Below are 19,372 nucleotides of genomic sequence, written 5' to 3'. Positions count from 1 at the left end.
CTTACTGGGCAGGTGCCTTCACGCCCTTGGCGCGATCAAACACCTTCTCCCCGCCGACCCAGGTCTGTTCGACCTTGATGTTGCGCAGGCCCATGGCGTCGACCGACAGCGGATCGCGGTCCACGACGATGAAGTCGGCCTTCTGGCCGGGGGCGAGGTTGCCGAAGTTCTTTTCCGCGAAGCCGGCATAGGCCGCGCCGCCGGTGAACGCCCACCACGCCTGTTCGCGCGTGACCGCTTCCTCCGGGTGCCAGCCGCCGGGCGGCTGGCCATTGGCGTCCTGCCGCGTGAAGGCGGCGGCCCAGCCGGCCCAGGGATCGGGCTTCTCGACCGGGAAGTCGGAGCCGAACGCCAGCCTGCCGCCATTGTCGAGCACCGATTTCCAGGCATAGGCGCCGTTCAGCCGGTTGGGGCCGAGCCGCGCCTCCGCCATGGTGCGGTCGCCGGTCTGGTGAGTCGGCTGCATCGAGGCGATCGTGCCATATTTGCCAAAGCTCTTGAGATCGTTGGGATCGACGATCTGGGCATGTTCGATCCGCCAGCGACGATCGCCGCCATAGGTGGCGTTCAGCACCTGGATGGCGTCGAGCACCTGCGAATTGGCCTTGTCGCCGATCGCGTGCACCGCGAGCTGGAAATTATCCATCGCGGCGCGGCTCATCTGGTTCTGCAGCTGCGTGTCGGACAGGAAGCTCAGCCCCTTCTCTCCCGCCGCATCGGCATAAGGCGCCTTCAGCGCCGCGCCGCGCGACCCGAGCGCGCCGTCGAGGTAGATCTTCACCCCGCCAAGGCGCAGGCGATCGTCGTACAGCCACGGCGTCGGCCCCTTGCCGCCAATCTGGCTCGCGGTATCGACACCGGCGGCATAGCTCATGACGCGCACGCGCATCGCGCCGATATCAGCCATGCGGCGATAGCTGAGCCAGTCATCGACCGTTGTGCCCATGTCGGCGACGGCGGTGATGCCATTGGCGAGAAGCGCCTGCTGCGCCTCGAGGAAGGCGGCGTCGCGCTCCTTGGGCAGAGGCTTGGGCACCGCGCGCTCGATCAGCTGCATCGCCGCGTCGACGAAGACGCCGGACGGCGCATTGCCGCTCTTCTCGATGCGGCCGCCGGCAGGAGACGCCGTCGCCGCGGTGACATTTGCCTCCCGCATCGCCGCAGTGTTGGCCCAGCCGGCGTGGCCGTCGGCGCGCTCCAGCCAGACGGCGCGGTCGCCGACCACCGAATCGAGATCAGCGGCGGTCGGGAAGCGGCCGAGGCCCCATGCTTCCTGGTTCCAGCCGCGACCGGTGATCCACTTGCGATTGGGGTTGGCGCGCGCATAGGCGGCGACCATCGCCTTCGCCTCATCCAGCGAACGCGCGCCCGACAGGTCGAGCGAGAGCGCGCCGAAGCCGAGCCCCATGACGTGGCCGTGCGCGTCGATGAAGCCGGGCAGCACCGTCTTGCCGCCCATGTCGATGCGCCAGTCGTAGAGCGGCTTGCCGGCGTTCTTCTTCAGCTCGCGACGGCTGAGCTTGGGCGGCTGCTCGCCCGGCGGGACCAAGCGGGTGACACGGCCCTGCTGGTCGATCAGCAGCGCCTTGAAGCGGACGACCTTGCCGTCGGCGGTGGGCGCGATTCCGTTGACGTTGTCGACGATGCCATCGGCGCTCGCCGGGACCGCCATCACGGCCGTTGCGAGCAGGAGAAGAGCGCGCTTCATCGCGGCAACCTCCGCACCAGCGCACTCGTATCCTGCCTGCCACCACCCATTTTCTGTACCTCGGCGTAGAATTGATCCACGAGCGCCGCCACCGGCAGCACCGCCCCGTTCCGCTTCGCCTCATCCAGCGCAAGGCCAAGATCCTTACGCATCCAGTCGATCGCGAAACCAAAGTCGAATTCGTCGCGGGCCATGGTCGGCCAGCGGTTCACCATCTGCCAGCTTTGCGCCGCGCCGCCGGAGATCGCCTCGAACACCTTGTCGAGATCGAGGTGGCTGGCCTGGGCGAAGCGAAGCGCCTCAGACAGGCCCTGAACGACGCCGGCGATGCAGATCTGGTTGACCATCTTCGTCTGCTGGCCGGCACCCGGCGCGCCGACATGGACGATCCGGGCCGCATAGGCCTCCATCACGGGGCGGGCGCGGAGAAAGGCGGCCTCGCTGGCGCCGCACATGATCGACAATTGGCCCTTTTCTGCGCCTGCCTGGCCGCCCGATACCGGCGCATCGACGCTAAGCGGCCGCGCCGCTGCGAGCCGCCGCGCGATGTCCGCCGAGACGGTGGTATGGTCGATGAACAGCGCATCGTCGGCCATCGCACCGAACGCGCCATCGGTGCCCAAAGTGACGGCGGCGAGATCATCGTCGTTGCCGACGCAGGTGATCACCGCCTCGGCGCCTGCCGCCGCAGCCGCGGGCGTATCGGCGACGGTAAGCCCGGTCGCCTCCGCCTTTGCCCGTGTCCTGTTATAGACGGTGACCTGATGGCCGGCGCGCGCCAGATGCCCGGCCATGGGTGCACCCATGACGCCGGTGCCGATGAAAGCGATCCTCATGCCCGGCGGGATAGGGCCTGTTTGCACCGCGCGCCAGATGCTCCTACTGGCGACCTTTGCGAACCAGGATCGATGATCCCGTTCGGGCCGAGCATGTCGAAGCCCCTGCCCTTCTTCTCCGAAGAAACGACAGCCCTTTCGACATGCCGGGGCGAGCGGCTGGTAGGACCTATGCGTATGGCGACTGCGGTGCACCCGACGACCGAAACCCTTCCCGTCAGCATGGCGGACGTGCGCGCCGCCCACAGCCGAATTCGCGATTCCATCGTTCGAACGCCCACGCTGATCAGCAAGACGCTGTCGGCGCTGGCCGGCGCGACGATCTACCTCAAGTTCGAGAATTTGCAGTTCACCGCGGCGTACAAGGAGCGCGGCGCACTCAATACGCTGCTGCTGCTGGACGACGAGGCCAAGGCGCGCGGCGTCATCGCCGCATCGGCCGGCAACCATGCGCAGGGGCTGGCCTATCACGCCAACCGGCTGGGCGTGCCCGCGACGATCGTCATGCCGACGACCACGCCGATCGTGAAGATCGTCCAGACCGAGGGCCATGGCGCGACGGTGGTGCTGCACGGCGCGACCTTTGACGAGGCTTATGCCCATGCGCGGGTGCTGGAGGCGGAGCGCGGCTATACTTTCGTCCATCCGTTCGATGATGCGCGAGTCATCGCCGGCCAGGGCACGGTGGCGATCGAGATGCTGGAGGAGATCCCCACGCTCGACACTTTGGTGGTGCCGATCGGCGGCGGCGGGCTGATTTCCGGCATGGCAACGGTGGCGCGCGCGGCTGACCATCCGATCGAGGTGATCGGCGTGCAGGCCGAGCTGTTCCCGTCGATGTACAACAAGCTGCGCCACACCGACCTGCCCTGCGCCGGCGACACGCTGGCCGAGGGCATTGCGGTGAAGCAGCCTGGCGGCGTCACGGCGAAGATGGTCGAGGCGCTGGTCGACGACATCCTGCTGGTGTCCGAACGCAGCCTGGAGGAATCGGTCAGCCTGCTGCTGCAGATCGAAAAGACGGTGGTCGAGGGCGCCGGGGCGGCGGGCCTAGCCGCGGTGCTGGCGAACAAGGATCGCTTTGCCGGCAAGTCGGTCGGCATCGTGCTGTGCGGCGGCAATATCGACACCCGGCTGCTGGCCAACGTCCTGCTGCGCGACCTCGCCCGCTCCGGCCGGCTGGCGCGGCTGCGCATCCGGCTGCAGGACCAGCCGGGCGCGCTCTACAATGTCGCCCGCATCTTCGACCAGGAGCGGGTCAACATCCTGGAGCTGTCGCACCAGCGCATCTTCACCAACCTGCCGGCGAAGGGCCTGAGCCTCGACGTGGAATGCGAGACGCGCGACCGCGCGCATCTCGACCGGCTGCTCGCCGCGCTGGACGTGGCGAAATATCAGGTCAGCCTGATCGAGCTTGCCTGAGCAAACCACCGACGGCGCGCGATATTCTGCCCCACATTGGGGCATTTCGCCGCGCCGGTAGCAATTGCTTCACCCATCCGCGGCAAAACGGCGGCGCGCCGGCTTCTCACGGGGGCGGCGTCTCTTCATATCGATCACGGCACGCGCGCGAGGGCCGCGTTCGACTGGAGTTCCGTCAGCGGTGACCGCCTCTTTCCGTTTTCCGCGTTTCTTCGTCACCAGCCCTGCGCCGTGCCCGTATCTGCCCGGGCGCGAGGAGCGGAAGGTGTTCACCGAATTGTCGGGGCCGAACGCGGCGGAGCTGAACGATGCGCTGGGGCGGATCGGGTTTCGTCGCAGTCAGTCGGTCGCCTATCGCCCCTCCTGCGCCGGGTGCAGCGCCTGCGTGTCGGTACGGGTGCGCACGACCGAGTTCGTCGCCAATGCCAGCCAGCGCAAGCTGATCCGCCGCAGCGCCGACCTTGACGTGGCGGCGTGCAAGCCATGGGCGACGGACGAGCAGTTCCAGTTGCTGTCGCGCTACCTGACGCATCGCCATCCGACGGGCGGCATGGCCGGGATGGACGAGCAGGATTATGCCGACATGGTCGAGCATTCGCCGGTCAACACCGTCATCGTCGAATATCGCGAGCCGGCGCGCGACGGGCGGCCGGGGCGGCTGATCGGCGCGTGCCTGACCGACCAGCAGGCCGATGGGCTGTCGATGATCTACAGCTTCTTCGACCCCGACCTGCCGACACGTCCGGGGCTCGGCAATCTCATCATCCTCGACCACATCCTGCGCGCGGCGCGTGCGGGGCTGCCCTATGTGTATCTTGGCTATTGGGTGAAGGGCGCGGAGCGGATGGCGTACAAGACGCGCTACCAGCCGCTCGAGGCGCTGGGCCCGCGCGGCTGGGCGCTGATGGAGGATGAAGGTGAAGCAGCGTCGGCCGAGCAGATCGCCTGACGTTTTCGGGCGCTTAGTCCGCGCCCTGCACCGTCACGTCGACCTCCAGCGCCTCGCGCCCATCGCCGAGGCGTGATCCCGCCACCGGTGCCGCCTGCGCCGCATCAAGCGCGACGGCGACGCGGACGTGATGCTCCTCCGGCGACTGGCCGAGCCAGGGATCGAAGCCGACCCAGCCCAAGCCTTCCTGCCATGCCTCCGCCCAGCCATGCGGCGTGGGGCGGTGATCGCCGGCAAGATCACAATACCCCGAGACGTAGCGTGCGGGCACGCCGATCGCGCGAGCCGCGGCGATGAACACCTGCGCCATGTCGCGCGCGGTCAGCGCGTCGCGCGCGAATGCGTCGGTGACGGCAAGGCCAGCCTCCGGCCGGCCGCAATCGTCGGCGAAGCGATCACGCACCGCATGGTTCAGCCGGTGCAGCGCGGGAATGTCGGTGCCGTCGGCAGCACGCGTGGCGAAATCGGCAATCTCCGCGTCGGCCGCGGTGGTCGGTGTGGTGCGCAGGAAGAAGCGCGGCGGCAGCAGTTCGTGTGCGCCGTGCAGCACGCCGGCCGACGGGCTGGTCACCACCTCCCCCGTGACGGTCAGCTCAAGCTGGTCGAGCGGGCCTTCGCAATAGAGCATGGTGGTGGCATTGCCAAAGCCGTCGCGATGGTGCGTCATGCGTGCATCGCAATCGACCGCGATATGCCAGGAGGCGACCGTCTGGTCGTGCAGGTCGGAGGGGGTGAGCCGCAGCAATTGCACGACACGGCCCTGCGGCGCGGTGAAGGCGTAAAAGGTGCGGTGATCGATCGACAGGCGCATCAGGCGAACTTGAACTGGCGGCCGATCGCCGCGTGAAGTTGATCATTCTCGGCGATCAGCGCCTCCAGATGCTGGTGCAGGCCGGACACGATGACGTCGCTGGTGCGCGTCTTGCTGACCCGCGCATGGCGGGTGCGGGCCATGCGATCGGCCTCGCCATTGGTGCCGGTGCGCTTGGCAAGCTGGGTCAGCACGTCGGTCACCTCCTCGATCGCGCCGGCAATGCTGCGCGGCAATTCAACGCGCGAGAGCAGCAGGTCGATCACGTTCGCGGGCTGCAATCCGTCATTGTAGAGCCAGCGGAAGGCGGTGACGGCCGACACCGTCTGCAGGATGGTGGTCCATTGATCGCGATCGACCGCGCCGCCGACCTCCTGCCCTTCGGGAAGGAGGATATGGTATTTGACGTCCAGCAGGCGCGCGGTGTTATCGACCCGCTCGGTCGCCTGCCCCAGCCGGATGAACAACGTCGTCTGGTTGCGCAGCATGCGGTGCAGCGCGCCCTCGAACCCGCGAGTCTCCGCCTTCACCGCATCGACCAGCGCCAGCGCACGATCGGGATCGAGCCGGCTGACGCGCTTGTCGAACACCAGCCAGGCGCCGTTGATCGCGGACCAGGCCTCTCGCGTCAGAGCGGTGCGCACGGCGCGGGCGTTCATCCGCGCCATGTCGAGGCTGCGCACGAGCGAGCCGGGGTGCGACGTATCGCTGGTGAGGAAGCGCGAAACGGCCTCGCGCGTCAGGCTGGCGCCAGTCGCCTTGAACGCAGCCTCCGTATCAGTGACGGTCAGCGCGGAGAGCCACGCCGCCTCCCCCGCTGGGCGGGCGGACAGGACATCGAGGCGGATCGTCGCCTCGACCAGCCGGGCGATGAAATCGGCACGTTCGATGTAGCGGCCGAGCCAGTAGAGCGAGCTGGCGGTACGGCTCAGCATCGCGCGTCCGCCCAAACGGAGCGGCGAAGCGCGGGGCTCACAGGCTCTGCTCCTGCGTCATCGTGCCCATCGTCTGGGACTGGCGCCACTGATCGTCGAGCAGCACGAACGAATCCTTGGTGCCGCCGCCCTGCGACGAATTGACGACCAGCGACCCTTCGCGAAGCGCGACGCGGGTGAGGCCGCCGGGGACCACCTGAACGCCCTTCGAGCCGGTGAGGACGAAGGGGCGGAAATCGACGTGGCGCGGTGCGACGCCCTGATCAACCAACGTGGGCACAGTCGAAAGCGCGAGCGTCGGCTGCGCGATGTAGCGATGCGGCTCCTTTTCCAGCACGGCGCGGAAGGTGGCGATCTCCTCCTTGCTGGCCGTCGGGCCGACGAGCATGCCGTAGCCGCCCGAGCCATCGACCAGCTTCACCACCAGTTCGTCGAGGTGGTCGAGCGTGTAGCGAAGCGCCTCCGGTTCGCGGCAGCGCCAGGTTTCGACGTTGGGCAGCTTCGCCTCGGCGCCCGAATAGAAGCGGACGATTTCGGGCATGTAGCTGTAGATCGCCTTGTCGTCGGCGATGCCGTTGCCCGGCGCGTTGATGATCGCGACGTTGCCGGCGGCATAAGCGGCGATAAGGCCGGGAACGCCGAGCAGCGAATCGGGACGGAACACCAAAGGATCGAGGAAGTCGTCGTCGACGCGGCGGTAGATCACGTCCACCTTCACGCGCCCAGCGATGGTCCGCATGTAGACCATGTCGTCATCGACCACGAGGTCCGCCGCCTCGACCAGTTCGATCCCCATCGAATCGGCGAGGAAGCTGTGTTCGTAATAAGCGGAGTTGAAGTGGCCGGGGGTCAGCACGACGCACGTTGGGTTCTGCGCGCAGCCGCGCGGCGCGACCGAGCGCATCGTTTCCAGCAGGCGATCGGGGTAGCTGTCGACCGCGGCGACGCGGAACTGCTCGAACAATTCGGGGCAGAGCCGGACCATCGCCTCGCGATTTTCCAGCATGTAGCTGACGCCCGATGGCGTGCGGGCATTGTCCTCCAGCACGTAGAATTCGTCGGCGCCGGTACGCACCAGGTCGATCCCGCAGATATGCGCCCAGATCCCGTGCGGCGGGCGGATGCCGAAGATCTCGGGGCGGAACTGCGGGTTGAGGAAGATCAGTTCCTCCGGCAGCACGCCGGCCTTCAATATCTCCTGCGCGCCATAGATATCGTCGAGGAAGGCGTTGATCGCCTCCACCCGCTGGACCAGCCCCTGCGACAGGCGCGCCCATTCGTCCGCAAGAAAGACGCGCGGCACGATGTCGAACGGGATGATCCGCTCGCTCGCGTCGCTATCGCCATAGACCGCAAAGGTGATGCCGAGCTGGCGAAACGTGGTTTCGGCCGCCTCCTGCCGCCGGCGCAATTCGTCGGACGGCGTTTCGTCCAGCCACCGGACGAGATTGTCCATTTCCGGGCGCGTTTGCGCACCCAGCCCCATGATTTCGTCGAATGCCCGAGTCCCCATTCGACCGATAACGCTCCAGGATCGTTTCGGGTGCATGCTGTGCGATAATGTTGCGCCGCACAAGAGCGCGGAGAAAGTCAGGTGCGAAAACGCCGCCATTGTGGCGGCGTTCCGTCGTCCTCAGTCCGCGTATTTCACCGAACAGCCATAGGGGCGCGCCTCGGGCACTGACACTTTCTTGCCGGCCTTCACCTCTCCCAAGGCGGCGAGCAGGTGGTTGCGCGCGCCGGCGATGTCGGCCTTGTTAGCGGTCGGCTTGTCGTCGATCCCGCCCTGGTAGACGAGCTTCCCCGAGGCATCGATCAGATACATGTGCGGCGTGGTCTTGGCGCCATAGCCCTTGCCGACGCGGCCCTGCGGATCGAGGAGGTAGGCGGTCGGCTGCGCCTTTTGCGCGGCGAGGAACGCCTTTGCCTCGGCGCCGGTCATATGGCCCTGCTTGCCCGGGGCGCCGGAATTGATGGTGAGCCATGCGGCGCCCATCGCCTTCGCCTTGGCCTGCGCGGCCTGCATGTTGCCGCTGTCGTAGTGCTTTTGCACGAACGGGCAGCCGGGGTTGTTCCATTCGAGCACCACGGGGCGGCCCTTGAACTGCGACAGCGTCACCGCCTTGCCATCGGCGTCCATGAGCCGGAAGTTGCCGGCGGGCTGGCCGGTCGTCTGTTCGGCGGCGGCGGGCATCGCGGCCAGGGCCACGATCGCAAAAGGAAGCAGGCGCATCATCGCTCTCCTCAACTCTTCGTGCCCCCCGGCAATGCCGCCAGCATGCCGCTGGTCAGCAATTGCGGCAAGACCTGCGGACGATCGGCGCCCTTCGGATACCAGAGATAGAGCGGCACGCCGGCGCGGTTGTGCGCCTCGATGAAGCGGCCGAGCGCGGGATCGCCGTCGGTCCAGTCGCCCACCAGCACCGCGACATTGCCATCGGCAAAGGCCTGGCGCGCGGCGTCGGTCTCGATCGCGGTTTTCTCATTGACCTTGCACGTCACGCACCAGTCAGCGGTGAAATAGGCGAACACCGGCCGCCCCTCGGCACGCAGGGCGGCGAGTCGCTCCTCGGTGAAGGGCTCATCGGTGGCAGAGGCGACCGCGGCAGCGGGCGGCGCTGCACGGACCAGCAGCACGCCGGCCATCGCCAGCGCAAGCGCCGGCACTGCGGGCCACCACACACGCTCGCGGCCCGCAGCCTGGCGGCGACCGGACCACCACAGGCCGAAGGCGGCGAGCAAGGTGGCGCCGAGCCCGATCGTCATCCCGTCGACGCCCGCCTGACGCCCGAGCACCCAGGCAAGCGCCAGCGCGGTGAGGAACATCGGCACCGACAGGATGCGCCGCAGCCGCGCCATCCACGGCCCCGGCTTCGGCAAGCGGCGGCGCAGCGCGGGGACGAAGCCGATCGCGAGGAACGGCAGCGCGATGCCGAGCCCCAGCCCGGCGAACACCAACATGGCGGCAAGCGGCGGGAGGATCAGCGCAGCCCCCAGCGCCGCGCCCATGAACGGCCCGGTGCACGGCGTCGCCACGAACGCCGCGAGAGCGCCGGTGGCAAAGGCGCCGCCGGTCCCTGAGCGGCTGGCGAAGCGCGGCGTCGGCAGCTCGAACAGCCCCGCCAAGTTGAGCGCGATCCCCATCACCAGCAGCAGGAGCACGCCGATGACGCGCGGATCCTGCAACTGGAACGCCCAGCCGACGCTGGCGCCGCCCGCGCGCAAGGCGAGCAGCACGCCGCCCAGCGCCAGGCAGACCAGCACGACACCGGCGGTATAGGCCAGCGCCTCGCGCCGCGCGGCGCTCTCCGTCTCACCCGAACGCGCGAGCCCCAGCGCCTTCAGGCTGAGGATCGGGAAGACGCAGGGCATGATGTTGAGCAGCAGGCCGCCGAGCAATGCGCCGGCAAAGGCGAGCAGCGCCGGCATCAGCGCGCCGGTCGCTGCCACGAGCGCCGGCGCAGCGACGGTGCCGGCGTTGGCGCTGATCGCAAAACCCTGCCCGTCGCCGGTCGCCAGCACGCCCTCGATCGCGCCAGTCGCAGGGGTCGATGCGGCCTTTGTCGCGACGACGAGCTGGTCGCCATCGCGAGTCACGCTCTGCGGCGCGGCATAATCGATCGCGCCACCGGCGAGCGGGTAGAAATAGGCGTCGCGAATGGACGCATCGGCAGGGAACGGCACGGCGAGGCGGAACTGGCCATCCGCTGCCTGCCATGTCGCGGTCGAACCCAAGGGCCGGGGCAGCTTCTGGCGCCATTGGTCGAAGCGCGCGCGGGTCGCAGGATCAACCGCGCCGTCACCGACGACGAGTTCGGTCGACAGCGTCTGGCTTTCGGGGACGCAGATCTCCTTGGTGCAGACCAGATAGTCCGCCTTCACCGACACCGGCAGGCGCGTGCCGGCGGGCAGGCCAGCGGGGATCTTCAGGTCGACCAGCTGGGCGAAGGGCGCCTCATAGACATAGTTCATCAGCCCGCCGACGATCAGCCGCTCGGGCACCGGATAGCGCAGTTCGCCCGCGCTCACGCCGTCGGGCAGTTTCCAGTCGAGCTGAGTTTCGATCCCGGCGTCGCCCGGATTGCGCCAATAGCCGTGCCATTCCGGCTCGGGTCGCGAATCGAACGCGAGCGTCACGGTGCTGCCGGCGGCCGGGCGCGCCGTCTCGGGCACCAGGGTGATCGCCACATGACGGGTCTGCGCCGGCGCGACAGTCGCCAGCACCGTCATGACCATGAAAAACAGGGTCGCTACCCAAGCTTGCCTCGCCGTCATGCCCGGCACATACCCCGCCTCGTCGCCAAGCACCAAGGTTCATGATGAAAGCTCTTCTCGCCGCGCTTCTTGCCTCCATTGCGCTTCCGGCTGCCGCGCAGGAGGCGGTTCTCGAATCCGCCCAGCCGCCCGCACCTGCCAATGCGATCACCCCGCGTACCCCGCCCAAGCTGATCGTCGCGATTTCGGTGGACCAATTCTCCGCCAATTTGTTCGCGCAATATCGCAACCGGTTCACCGACGGCTTTGCGCGACTGTTGCGGGGCGCGGTGTTCCCGGCGGGTTATCAGAGCCACGCCGCGACCGAGACGTGCCCCGGCCATTCGACGATCCTGACCGGGATGCGGCCGGGCCGCACCGGCATCATCGCCAACAACTGGATCAACCAGGACGCGCCGCGCGAGGACAAGGAAGTCTATTGCTCCGAGGATGAGCGGATCCCCGGGACCGACCACCGCAACTACAAGGTCGCGGATCTTCACCTGAAGGTGCCGACGCTGGGCGAGATGATGAAGGCGGCGAACCCCGCCAGCCGGGTCGTCTCGGTCGCGGGCAAGGATCGCGCCGCGATCATGATGGGCGGCCACAAGGTGGACGAACTATGGTTCTGGGACGGCAAGGATTTCGTTTCCTATGACCAGCGTCCCGTCCCGCCAGCGGTGCAGCGCGGGCGCGAGGCGGTGGCCCGTCTGATCGCGCAGCCGCAGGAGCCGCTGGCGGTGCCCGCCTTCTGCCGGCCGCTGATGCAGCCGATCACGGTCGGCGGCCAGACGATCGGCGACGGGCGCTTTGCCCGCGCGGCCGGGGACTTGCGCGCGTTCCGCGGTTCCCCAGCGCTTGACGGCGCGGTGTTCGCGATCGCCGCCGGGCTGATCCAGGACATGAAACTGGGCCAGGGCGATGCGCCCGACATCATCTCGATCGGGGCGTCGGCGACCGATTACGTCGGCCACGGCTATGGCCCCGGCGGTGGCGAGATGTGCCTGCAGATGGCGGAGCTCGACAAGACGCTTGGCGGCTTCTTCGCCGCGCTCGATTCCTGGGGGATCGACTATCAGGTGGTGCTGACCGCCGACCATGGCGGCCATGACGCGACCGAGCGGCAGCAGCAGCGCGGCATGCCGGGCGAGACGCGAGTCACCCCCGCGCTGTCGGTGCGCGACATCGGCGCCGAGATCGGCAAGCAGCTGCGCATCGCTGGACCGGTGCTGCTGGGTTCGGAAGGTGACGTCTATGTCTCCAACACGGTGCCGGTGAACCGCCGCAAGGCGGTGCTCGCGGAGGCGGTGAAGCGGATCAGCGCCTTCCCGCAGGTCGCAGCCGTTCTGACCCGCGAGCAGATCGCGGCGGCGACGATTCCGGATCTGCCGCCCGAAGCCTGGACGCTGGAGCAGCGCGCGCACGCCTCCTACGATCCCGAACGCTCGGGAGACCTGCTGATCATGCTGAAGCCGCGCGTCAGCGGGATTGCGAAGCCCGGCCCGGGCTATGTCGCCACGCATGGCAGCCCGTGGGATTACGACCGGCGCGTGCCGATCCTGTTCTGGCGCAAGGGGATGGCCGGCTTTGAACAGCCGCAGTCGATCGAAACGGTGGACATCGTCCCAACGCTGGCCGCGACGATCAACCTGCCGGTGAAGGGGCTGGATGGCCGCTGCCTCGATCTGGACAGCGGGCCGGGCGACACCTGCCGCTAATCGAGGGCGGAGCGCCGGCTGTCAGGGTGGCAGCCGGCGTTCTTCCCACCAATCAGGGCTGGCGCACCTCATAGGCGCGCACCCCGGCACCGAGCTGGTTGGCGCCGATCGCCAGCCGGTCGCCGCTGACATTGGCGACAAAGGCGGGGCTTTTCTGCTGCCCGGGCGCGAGGCTGGCGACATTGTCGTGGATCGAAAGGCCGGCCGCGCTGTATTTGCGCTGCTCGGCCGAGACCACGATCATGCCGCCCCAGTTTTCCTTACGTGGTCCCTGCACGAAGGTGTTGCGCGCGATCTCCCCGGTGCCGCCCTCCGGCAGATCGATCATGTAATTGGTGCGGTTGCCGGCGCTGTCGTCGAAGCTGTTGTCGACAATCCCCACGCGCGGGGCGCGCAGCTTCACATAATGGCCGCCCTCCCCGCGCTCGAACCGCGAATTGGTGATCGTCACGCTGCCGCGGTTGGCGAGATAGATCGAATGGGCGCAATCCTCCGTCTCATGGCATTGGCCAAGGCCCGAGAAGGTCGAGCGATCGATCGTGACGCTGGCCGGATCGTCGGTCGCACCCAGGATCCCCTCCTGGCTATCGAGGAACATCGAGTTGCGCACCACTAGGTCGCCGATCTCGATGCGGATGCCCGCGCCATTGCCGTCCGGCACGCGGATGCCGCGGAAGACGAGGCCGTCGACGGTCGATCCGTTGCCGCGCAGCACCAGCGCCGCCTTCCCCTCGCACGCGCCCTCGAAGATCGCGGTGCCGGGCTGCACCGCCTTGAACGTGACGCGGCCGGCCTGCTGGATCGCACATTCGCGGTAGGTGCCGGGAGCGATCAGGACGGTGAAGTCGCGCCCGCGATTGGCCTGAAGCGCATCGTCCAACGTCCCGTAAGCCTCGCCCGTCTCCGCCACCGTGAATGGCGCCGCGCGCTGCTGGCTGGCCACCGGGACGGCGAGGAGAAGCGCAAGGAGGGCGGAAGCGGTGCGCATGGTCGGGTCCCTTTGTCGGTCACCGCGTCGGGCCGCGCGGCGGGCAGGCTCCCGGTGCGATAGTGGCGCGGGGCGAGCCGCGCAGCCCATGACGGGCGCCCCCCTTGTCCCGTCGCGGCACGGCCGCAGTGCGTCGCGTTTCCTGTTGCAACTGACTTAATCGCGCCCCACACATGGACGGAAACGCCGATTTCAAGAGACGGAGAGGCATCATGCAGAGCTATCTGAAACATTATATCGACGGTGCGTGGGTCGACAGCGAAGGCGGCAAGCGCCACGAAGTGATCGATCCCGCGACCGAGCAGCCCACCACCGAAATCACCCTGGGCAGCGAGGCGGACGTCAACAAGGCAGTGGCTGCCGCGAAGAAGGCGTTCAAGACCTGGTCGCAGTCGACGGTCGAGGACCGCATCGCGCTGCTCGAGCGGATCATCGCCGGCTACAAGGCACGCATCCCCGATCTGGCCGCCGCGACGAGCCGCGAAATGGGTGCGCCGATCTCCTTCGCCAACATGGCGCAGGCCCCCGCTGGCCTTGGCCATTTCATGGGCACGCTCGCCGCGCTGAAGGAATTCAGCTTCTCCGAACAGGCCGCCAAGGGTGCGCGCGTCGTCCATGAGCCGATCGGCGTCGTGGCGATGATCACGCCGTGGAACTGGCCGCTGAACCAGATCTGCGCCAAGGTCGCCCCGGCGCTGGCAGCGGGCAACACGATGGTTCTGAAGCCGTCCGAAGAAGCCCCCACCAACGCCATGATCCTGGCCGAGATTCTGGAAGAGGCTGGCGTGCCGGCGGGCGTGTTCAACCTGGTCAATGGTGACGGCCCGACGGTCGGCGCGGCGCTTTCGGCGCACAAGGACGTCGACATGGTGAGCTTCACCGGCTCGACCCGCGCAGGCGTTGCCGTCGCGACCGCGGCCGCCGCGACGGTCAAGCGCGTCCACCAGGAACTGGGCGGCAAGGCGCCGAACGTGGTGCTGGAAGGCGCGAAGCTGGGCGAAGTCCTGCCACCGACGCTCGCCGGCGTTATCGCCAACACCGGCCAGAGCTGCATCGCCCCCACCCGCCTCCTGGTCCACAAGAGCCAGGTGAACGAGGCCGAGGAGGTCGTGAAGGCGATCATGGAGGCGATCCAGGTCGACAGCCCCGACAAGCAGGGCGCGCACATCGGTCCGGTCGTCAACAAGGCCCAGTTCGAGAAGATCCAGGACCTGATCCAGTCGGCGCTCGACGAAGGCGCACGTCTCGTCACCGGCGGCGTGGGTCGTCCCGATGGCCGCAATGCCGGCTATTATGTGAAGCCGACCGTCCTCGCTGACGTGACCCCCGACATGCGCATCTATCGCGAGGAAACCTTCGGGCCCGTCGCGACGATCACCACCTATGAGGACAGCGAGCAGGCCGTCGAAATGGCCAACGACACCGATTACGGCCTGTCGGCGACCATCTCCGGCGATCCCGCCGAGGCGTCCAAGATCGCCGGCAAGCTGCGCGCGGGCCTTGTCACCATCAACGCCTGGGGACCGAACGGCGCAACGCCCTTTGGCGGCTACAAATCCTCGGGCAACGGCCGCGAGGGCGGCAAATGGGGCCTGACAGACTTCATGGAAGTGAAGACCATCATCGGCGAAAACGCCGCCTGATGAAAACAATCGCGGGCGTCTCCACACAAGGGGGCGCCCGTTTTCTTGAGGGGAGAGGAAAATGATCGTCAGTGTTCTGTACCCGAATCACGACGGGGCGAAGTTTGACGCGAGCTATTACAAGGCGAAGCACGCCGAGCTCGCCAAGGAGATCTGGCAGCCCGAGCGAGTCGAGCTGATCGAAGGCCAGGCGCCGGGCGGCGGGGCTGCGCCCTTTGCGCTGATCGCGCACTTCCATTTCGCCTCGCCCGAAAGCATGGGCCAGGCGATGGCCAATCCGCGCATCAGCGAGCTTCAGGCCGACGTGCCCAACTTCACCGACATCACGCCCACCATCATGGTTGGCCGGGCGCTCTGAGCGCCGGAGCCCCCGGTCGGCAAGGCGCCGGCTGGGGGCGTCCAGTCGATGCTGATTATCTGCGAATGCGGGCGCGACGATCGCTGCCACTGCAGTGCCCCTTAGACCTGTGAGCCGGGCCACTCCCTCCGGATAGGCGCAACGCCGCGCGACTGATCGGCCGCGACCACGGCTGTCTCGGTCAAGAGCCCGTTCGCGTCCAAGGCCGTGTGGCACATAAGAAAACACCGCCGCCGCTAGGAGCGACGACGGTGCGAAATCATTCAGGTTCGTGCGAGGATCAGCGACCCTGGGGCGGAGCCTCGGCACCCGGCATCGCAGCACCCGGCATGCCGGGTGCGCCGCCCATCTGCTGCTGCTGAAGCTGGCGGATCACCGCCTCAGGCAGGAAATCGAGCAGCTCGACATCGAACACGAGCGTGGAGTTGCCCGGGATCGGCCCCTTGGTCTCAGCGCCATAGCCAAGCTCCGGCTTGATCCAGAAGCGATACTTGGCCCCCTTCGGCATCAGCTTCAGCCCTTCGGAGAAGCCCGGAACGACGCCGGTGACCGGAAACGGCGTGGGCTGCTGCGACTTGTCGAAAGTGGTGCCGTCGAGGAGCTTCCCCTCATACATCACCAGCGCGACGTCGGTGTCGGTCGGCTTCGCCCCCGAACCCGGCTCGATCACCTGATACTGAAGGCCTGACGGCGTCGTCACGACGCCCTTGGCGCGGGCGTTGCGGGTGAGGAAATCATCCCCCTGAACCGCCAGCGCGGCGGCCGCCATGACCGCGGCGATGATACCCACGATCAACCAGACGACATAGCTGCGCTTCACCGGAGCGATCGGAACAGCGGTAACGGTCGACATGGCGATCCCCGTAAAGGCCGGACGCGGTGTACCGCCCCCGGGTAGCAACATCAGATATGTATGATCGAGTTGGCCAGCACTGTTGGCGGCGAGCCGACTCGAGAAAGCCGGTTCTTACCGGGCGCCGTCACGCTCGGCGCGCTTGCGCTCCAGCTTGCGCGCACGACGGACCGCAGCGGCACGCTCGCGAGCGCGCTTTTCCGACGGCTTCTCATAGTGGCGGCGCAACTTCATCTCGCGGTACACGCCTTCACGCTGCAGCTTCTTCTTGAGCGCACGCAGGGCCTGGTCGACGTTGTTGTCGCGAACGATGATCTGCATAAAACCGACACTTCTCCGAGATCTGAAACAGCCCGATTCCGTCAAACGGAAACGGCGGCACCAAGCATCGCCTGCGCCGTGAACCCGCTGCGTCTACCACCAGCCCGCCACCCGTGCAACCCGCTGGTCTGTGGCGATTACATCACAGCGCCAGACCCGCCCTTTTCGGCCGCCGATCACGCGGGTAGAGCGCGGGCATGACGCCGTTATCGCTGTACGACAGCCTGTCGCGCTCCCTGCGCGTTTTCGAACCGCTTGATCCGCAGCGCGGGGTGCGAGTCTATTCCTGCGGCCCGACCGTCTACAATTACGCGCATATCGGCAATCTGCGCGCCTATGTGTTCACCGACACGCTGTCGCGCACGCTGACGTGGAAGGGTTACGACCTGACCCATGTCATCAACATCACCGATGTCGGCCATCTGACATCGGACGCCGATGCCGGTGACGACAAGATGGAAGCGGCCGCCCGACGGGCGGGTCAGGACATCTGGGCGATCGCGCGTCATTACACCGACGCGTTCAAGCGCAACCTGGCGGATCTCAACATCCGCAACCCGACTCACCTGCCGCTGGCGACCGATCACATCGCTGAGATGATCGATTTCGCCGCCGCGATCGAGCCGAAGCATTGCTACCGTCTGGAAAGCGGGCTGTACTTCGATGTGACGACGGTGCCGGATTACGGCCGCCTTGCGCGATTGAAGGACGATGCGGGAGAGAGCCGGATCGATCCGGTCGACGGCAAGCGCCATGCGCAGGATTTCGCGATCTGGCGCACCTCCGCGCCGGGTGAGAACCGCCAGATGGAATGGGATTCGCCCTGGGGCCGCGGCGCGCCGGGCTGGCATCTGGAATGTTCGGTGATGAGCCAGAAGTATCTGGGCGAATCGTTCGACATCCATACCGGCGGGATCGACCATCGCGAGATCCACCATCCCAACGAGATCGCGCAGAATCAGGCGCATTGCGACTGCGCCGACACGGGTGCCGCCTTCTGGATGCACAACAACTTCCTGGTCGAGCGGGCGGGCAAGATGAGCAAGTCGTCGGGAGAGTTCCTGACGCTGCAAGCGCTCGTGGACCGTGGCTACCATCCGCTGTCGTACCGGATGCTGTGCCTGCAGGCGCATTATCGCAGCGAGCTGGAGTTCTCGTGGGAGAATCTGGCCGCGGCACAGGTGCGATTGAAGCGGATGGTGCAGGCGATCGAAGGTTTGCGGTCGCGCGCGGACGGCCCGTCCAAGGGCTCTGCTGCCGAGTATCGCTCGCAGCTTGACGCCGCGATCTCCGACGATCTGGCGACGCCGCGCGTGCTGCCCGTGCTCGACGCGTTGCTGGGAGACAAGAAGGTGTCGGCCGGCGACCGGCTGGCCGCGATGGGTGACTTTGTCAATGTGCTGGGCCTGCCGCTCGATACGCTGCGGCGCGAGGACCTTCGCGTGCGACCGTCCACGGCGACGATCTCGGCGGAGGTGATCGAGGCACGGCTTGAGGAGCGCAAGGCAGCGCGGGCCGCGAAGGACTTTGCCGCGTCCGACGCGATTCGCGACGAGCTTGCGGCCGCCGGCGTCGAGGTGATGGACGGCGATCCGCTGGGCTGGGATTGGCGCGTGCCGGCCGCCTGAGCGGCCGGCCGTTTACTTCATCGGCTGGTCGCGCCGTGCGAGGATTGGCGGGATGACGGGGCGCTGTTGCTCTGTGAGTGACGCGGCCGCGGTGTCGATCGCGGCGACGCGCCGCTTCGTTGCCGGATGGGTGCGGCTGCGGAACAGCCCACCATCGATGTCGCCACCGCGCTGCTGCCAGAAGCGCGCGGCGGACGCCGAATCATAGCCGGCATTGTAGAGCAGGACGACGCCCAGTTGATCGGCCTCAAGCTCCGCCGCCTGCCCGAGGCTGGCGTTGCGGCCGATCTCGCCTAGCAGGCCGCCCTTTACGCCCGCCGCCTCCAGCCGGACGCGGTGGCGCAGGATGTTGTGGGCCAGTTCATGCGCGACGATCACGGCGACCTCGTCATCGCGATAGCGCTCAAAGAAGCGGACGCCGATCTGCACGACCTTGCCATCCGCCTGCGCCGTCATCGCGGGGCCGAGCAGAACCTCGAACCGGCTGCGACAGCCGGCGGGCGCGTTGATCGCGATGTCCCGTGCCTCGCCGCCGCCGCGCGTTACCGTAACGCGAACAGGCGACGCGGCCCCTTCCAGAAGCGAGAGCGCCAAATCGCGATCAACGCTGGAGGGCGGCGCAGTGGACGCGGTCAGCGCGCGCGGGCCGATCGACAGCAGGCCATCATCAGCGGAGACGCCCGCCGCCGCCGCGGCCGAGCCAGGCACCACGCCCTCTACGGCGATCGGGGCGGAGAAGCCGAACACCTGCCGTGCGGCAGGCTGGGTATCGCGATCATATTGGTTGATCGCATGAACCACCATGCCGGTCGCCGGCGCCTGATCCTGGCACAAGGGCGCGTTGGCAGTGACCAGGCGGTGCGCGATGGTGGCGAGGCGTAGATCGATCGCGCGCAGTGCTTCAAGGCTGGCGGCGTCGAGCCCCGCGGCCGGAGCGGGCATCGGGGC

17 protein-coding genes are annotated in these 19,372 nt (G+C 67.5%); 6 read left to right on the top strand and 11 right to left on the bottom strand.

Annotated features, from left to right (window positions below):
• Window position 1 precedes the first annotated feature (1 nt).
• Together CA236_RS01950 and CA236_RS01945 are read right to left on the bottom strand one after the other, a co-directional pair.
• Window positions 2–1,708, bottom strand: coding sequence for an amidohydrolase (locus CA236_RS01950; RefSeq protein WP_125944314.1), 1,707 nt, complete (start codon window positions 1,706–1,708; stop codon window positions 2–4).
• Window positions 1,705–2,544 carry an NAD(P)-dependent oxidoreductase gene (locus tag CA236_RS01945; RefSeq protein ID WP_125944313.1) on the bottom strand — a complete coding sequence of 280 codons (840 nt, stop codon included), beginning with the start codon at window positions 2,542–2,544 and terminating at the stop codon, window positions 1,705–1,707. Before CA236_RS01945 ends, CA236_RS01950 begins: the two co-directional genes overlap by 4 nt.
• Before the next feature lie 177 nt (window positions 2,545–2,721).
• Between CA236_RS01945 and CA236_RS01940 the strand changes: the two genes are divergently transcribed.
• Together CA236_RS01940 and CA236_RS01935 are read left to right on the top strand one after the other, a co-directional pair.
• Complete coding sequence (locus tag CA236_RS01940) at window positions 2,722–3,966, top strand: threonine ammonia-lyase (protein ID WP_125944358.1); 1,245 nt, start codon at window positions 2,722–2,724, stop codon at window positions 3,964–3,966.
• A 181-nt stretch (window positions 3,967–4,147) separates the two neighbouring features.
• On the top strand, window positions 4,148–4,915 hold the full coding sequence (locus CA236_RS01935; protein WP_046409253.1) for an arginyltransferase: 768 nt from the start codon (window positions 4,148–4,150) through the stop codon (window positions 4,913–4,915).
• A 13-nt stretch (window positions 4,916–4,928) separates the two neighbouring features.
• Here the strand turns inward: CA236_RS01935 and CA236_RS01930 are convergent, their stop codons facing one another.
• The 5 genes from CA236_RS01930 to CA236_RS01910 form a co-directional block, all read right to left on the bottom strand.
• Window positions 4,929–5,726, bottom strand: a complete 798-nt coding sequence (locus tag CA236_RS01930) for a transglutaminase family protein (RefSeq protein ID WP_125944312.1) — start codon at window positions 5,724–5,726, stop codon at window positions 4,929–4,931.
• Window positions 5,726–6,661, bottom strand: a complete 936-nt coding sequence (locus CA236_RS01925; protein ID WP_046409251.1) for an alpha-E domain-containing protein — start codon at window positions 6,659–6,661, stop codon at window positions 5,726–5,728. The genes CA236_RS01930 and CA236_RS01925 overlap by 1 nt, the downstream gene beginning before the upstream one ends.
• Window positions 6,662–6,698: 37 nt before the next feature.
• Window positions 6,699–8,174 carry a circularly permuted type 2 ATP-grasp protein gene (locus CA236_RS01920; protein WP_046409250.1) on the bottom strand — a complete coding sequence of 492 codons (1,476 nt, stop codon included), beginning with the start codon at window positions 8,172–8,174 and terminating at the stop codon, window positions 6,699–6,701.
• Window positions 8,175–8,294: 120 nt separating this feature from the next.
• The gene (locus CA236_RS01915) at window positions 8,295–8,894 is read right to left on the bottom strand and encodes a redoxin domain-containing protein (RefSeq protein WP_241212472.1); all 600 of its coding nucleotides are present in this window, start codon (window positions 8,892–8,894) and stop codon (window positions 8,295–8,297) included.
• An 11-nt stretch (window positions 8,895–8,905) separates the two neighbouring features.
• A complete protein-coding gene (locus CA236_RS01910; protein ID WP_241212479.1) occupies window positions 8,906–10,897 on the bottom strand; it encodes a protein-disulfide reductase DsbD domain-containing protein in 1,992 nt (663 codons plus the stop codon).
• 83 nt (window positions 10,898–10,980) lie between these two features.
• On the opposite strand from CA236_RS01910, the gene CA236_RS01905 reads away from it, so the two are divergent.
• Entirely contained in the window at window positions 10,981–12,633 is a 1,653-nt protein-coding gene (locus tag CA236_RS01905; RefSeq protein WP_125944357.1) for an alkaline phosphatase family protein, read from the top strand.
• A 52-nt stretch (window positions 12,634–12,685) separates the two neighbouring features.
• On the opposite strand, the gene CA236_RS01900 is transcribed toward CA236_RS01905, so the two are convergent.
• Window positions 12,686–13,621, bottom strand: coding sequence for a right-handed parallel beta-helix repeat-containing protein (locus CA236_RS01900; protein ID WP_125944309.1), 936 nt, complete (start codon window positions 13,619–13,621; stop codon window positions 12,686–12,688).
• 212 nt (window positions 13,622–13,833) lie between these two features.
• Between CA236_RS01900 and CA236_RS01895 the strand changes: the two genes are divergently transcribed.
• A complete protein-coding gene (locus tag CA236_RS01895; protein WP_125944308.1) occupies window positions 13,834–15,264 on the top strand; it encodes an aldehyde dehydrogenase family protein in 1,431 nt (476 codons plus the stop codon).
• Between the two features lie 61 nt (window positions 15,265–15,325).
• Window positions 15,326–15,622 carry an EthD family reductase gene (locus CA236_RS01890; RefSeq protein WP_125944307.1) on the top strand — a complete coding sequence of 99 codons (297 nt, stop codon included), beginning with the start codon at window positions 15,326–15,328 and terminating at the stop codon, window positions 15,620–15,622.
• Window positions 15,623–15,902: 280 nt separating this feature from the next.
• On the opposite strand, the gene CA236_RS01885 is transcribed toward CA236_RS01890, so the two are convergent.
• Both CA236_RS01885 and rpsU read right to left on the bottom strand, forming a co-directional pair.
• Window positions 15,903–16,475 carry an FKBP-type peptidyl-prolyl cis-trans isomerase gene (locus tag CA236_RS01885; protein WP_125944306.1) on the bottom strand — a complete coding sequence of 191 codons (573 nt, stop codon included), beginning with the start codon at window positions 16,473–16,475 and terminating at the stop codon, window positions 15,903–15,905.
• Window positions 16,476–16,589: 114 nt separating this feature from the next.
• A complete protein-coding gene (gene rpsU / locus CA236_RS01880; RefSeq protein ID WP_007404630.1) occupies window positions 16,590–16,796 on the bottom strand; it encodes a 30S ribosomal protein S21 in 207 nt (68 codons plus the stop codon).
• Window positions 16,797–16,993: 197 nt separating this feature from the next.
• On the opposite strand from rpsU, the gene cysS reads away from it, so the two are divergent.
• Complete coding sequence (gene cysS / locus CA236_RS01875) at window positions 16,994–18,424, top strand: cysteine--tRNA ligase (RefSeq protein WP_125944305.1); 1,431 nt, start codon at window positions 16,994–16,996, stop codon at window positions 18,422–18,424.
• A 12-nt stretch (window positions 18,425–18,436) separates the two neighbouring features.
• On the opposite strand, the gene CA236_RS01870 is transcribed toward cysS, so the two are convergent.
• Complete coding sequence (locus CA236_RS01870) at window positions 18,437–19,366, bottom strand: M48 family metallopeptidase (protein WP_164518825.1); 930 nt, start codon at window positions 19,364–19,366, stop codon at window positions 18,437–18,439.
• Window positions 19,367–19,372 lie beyond the last annotated feature (6 nt).

This window comes from Sphingomonas sp. ABOLG (genome assembly GCF_003950435.1).
GTDB classification, from domain to species: Bacteria; Pseudomonadota; Alphaproteobacteria; order Sphingomonadales; family Sphingomonadaceae; genus Sphingomonas; species Sphingomonas panaciterrae.
The sequence above is the reverse complement of the archived record's forward strand: the minus strand, read 5'-3'. Positions and strand labels throughout refer to the sequence as shown.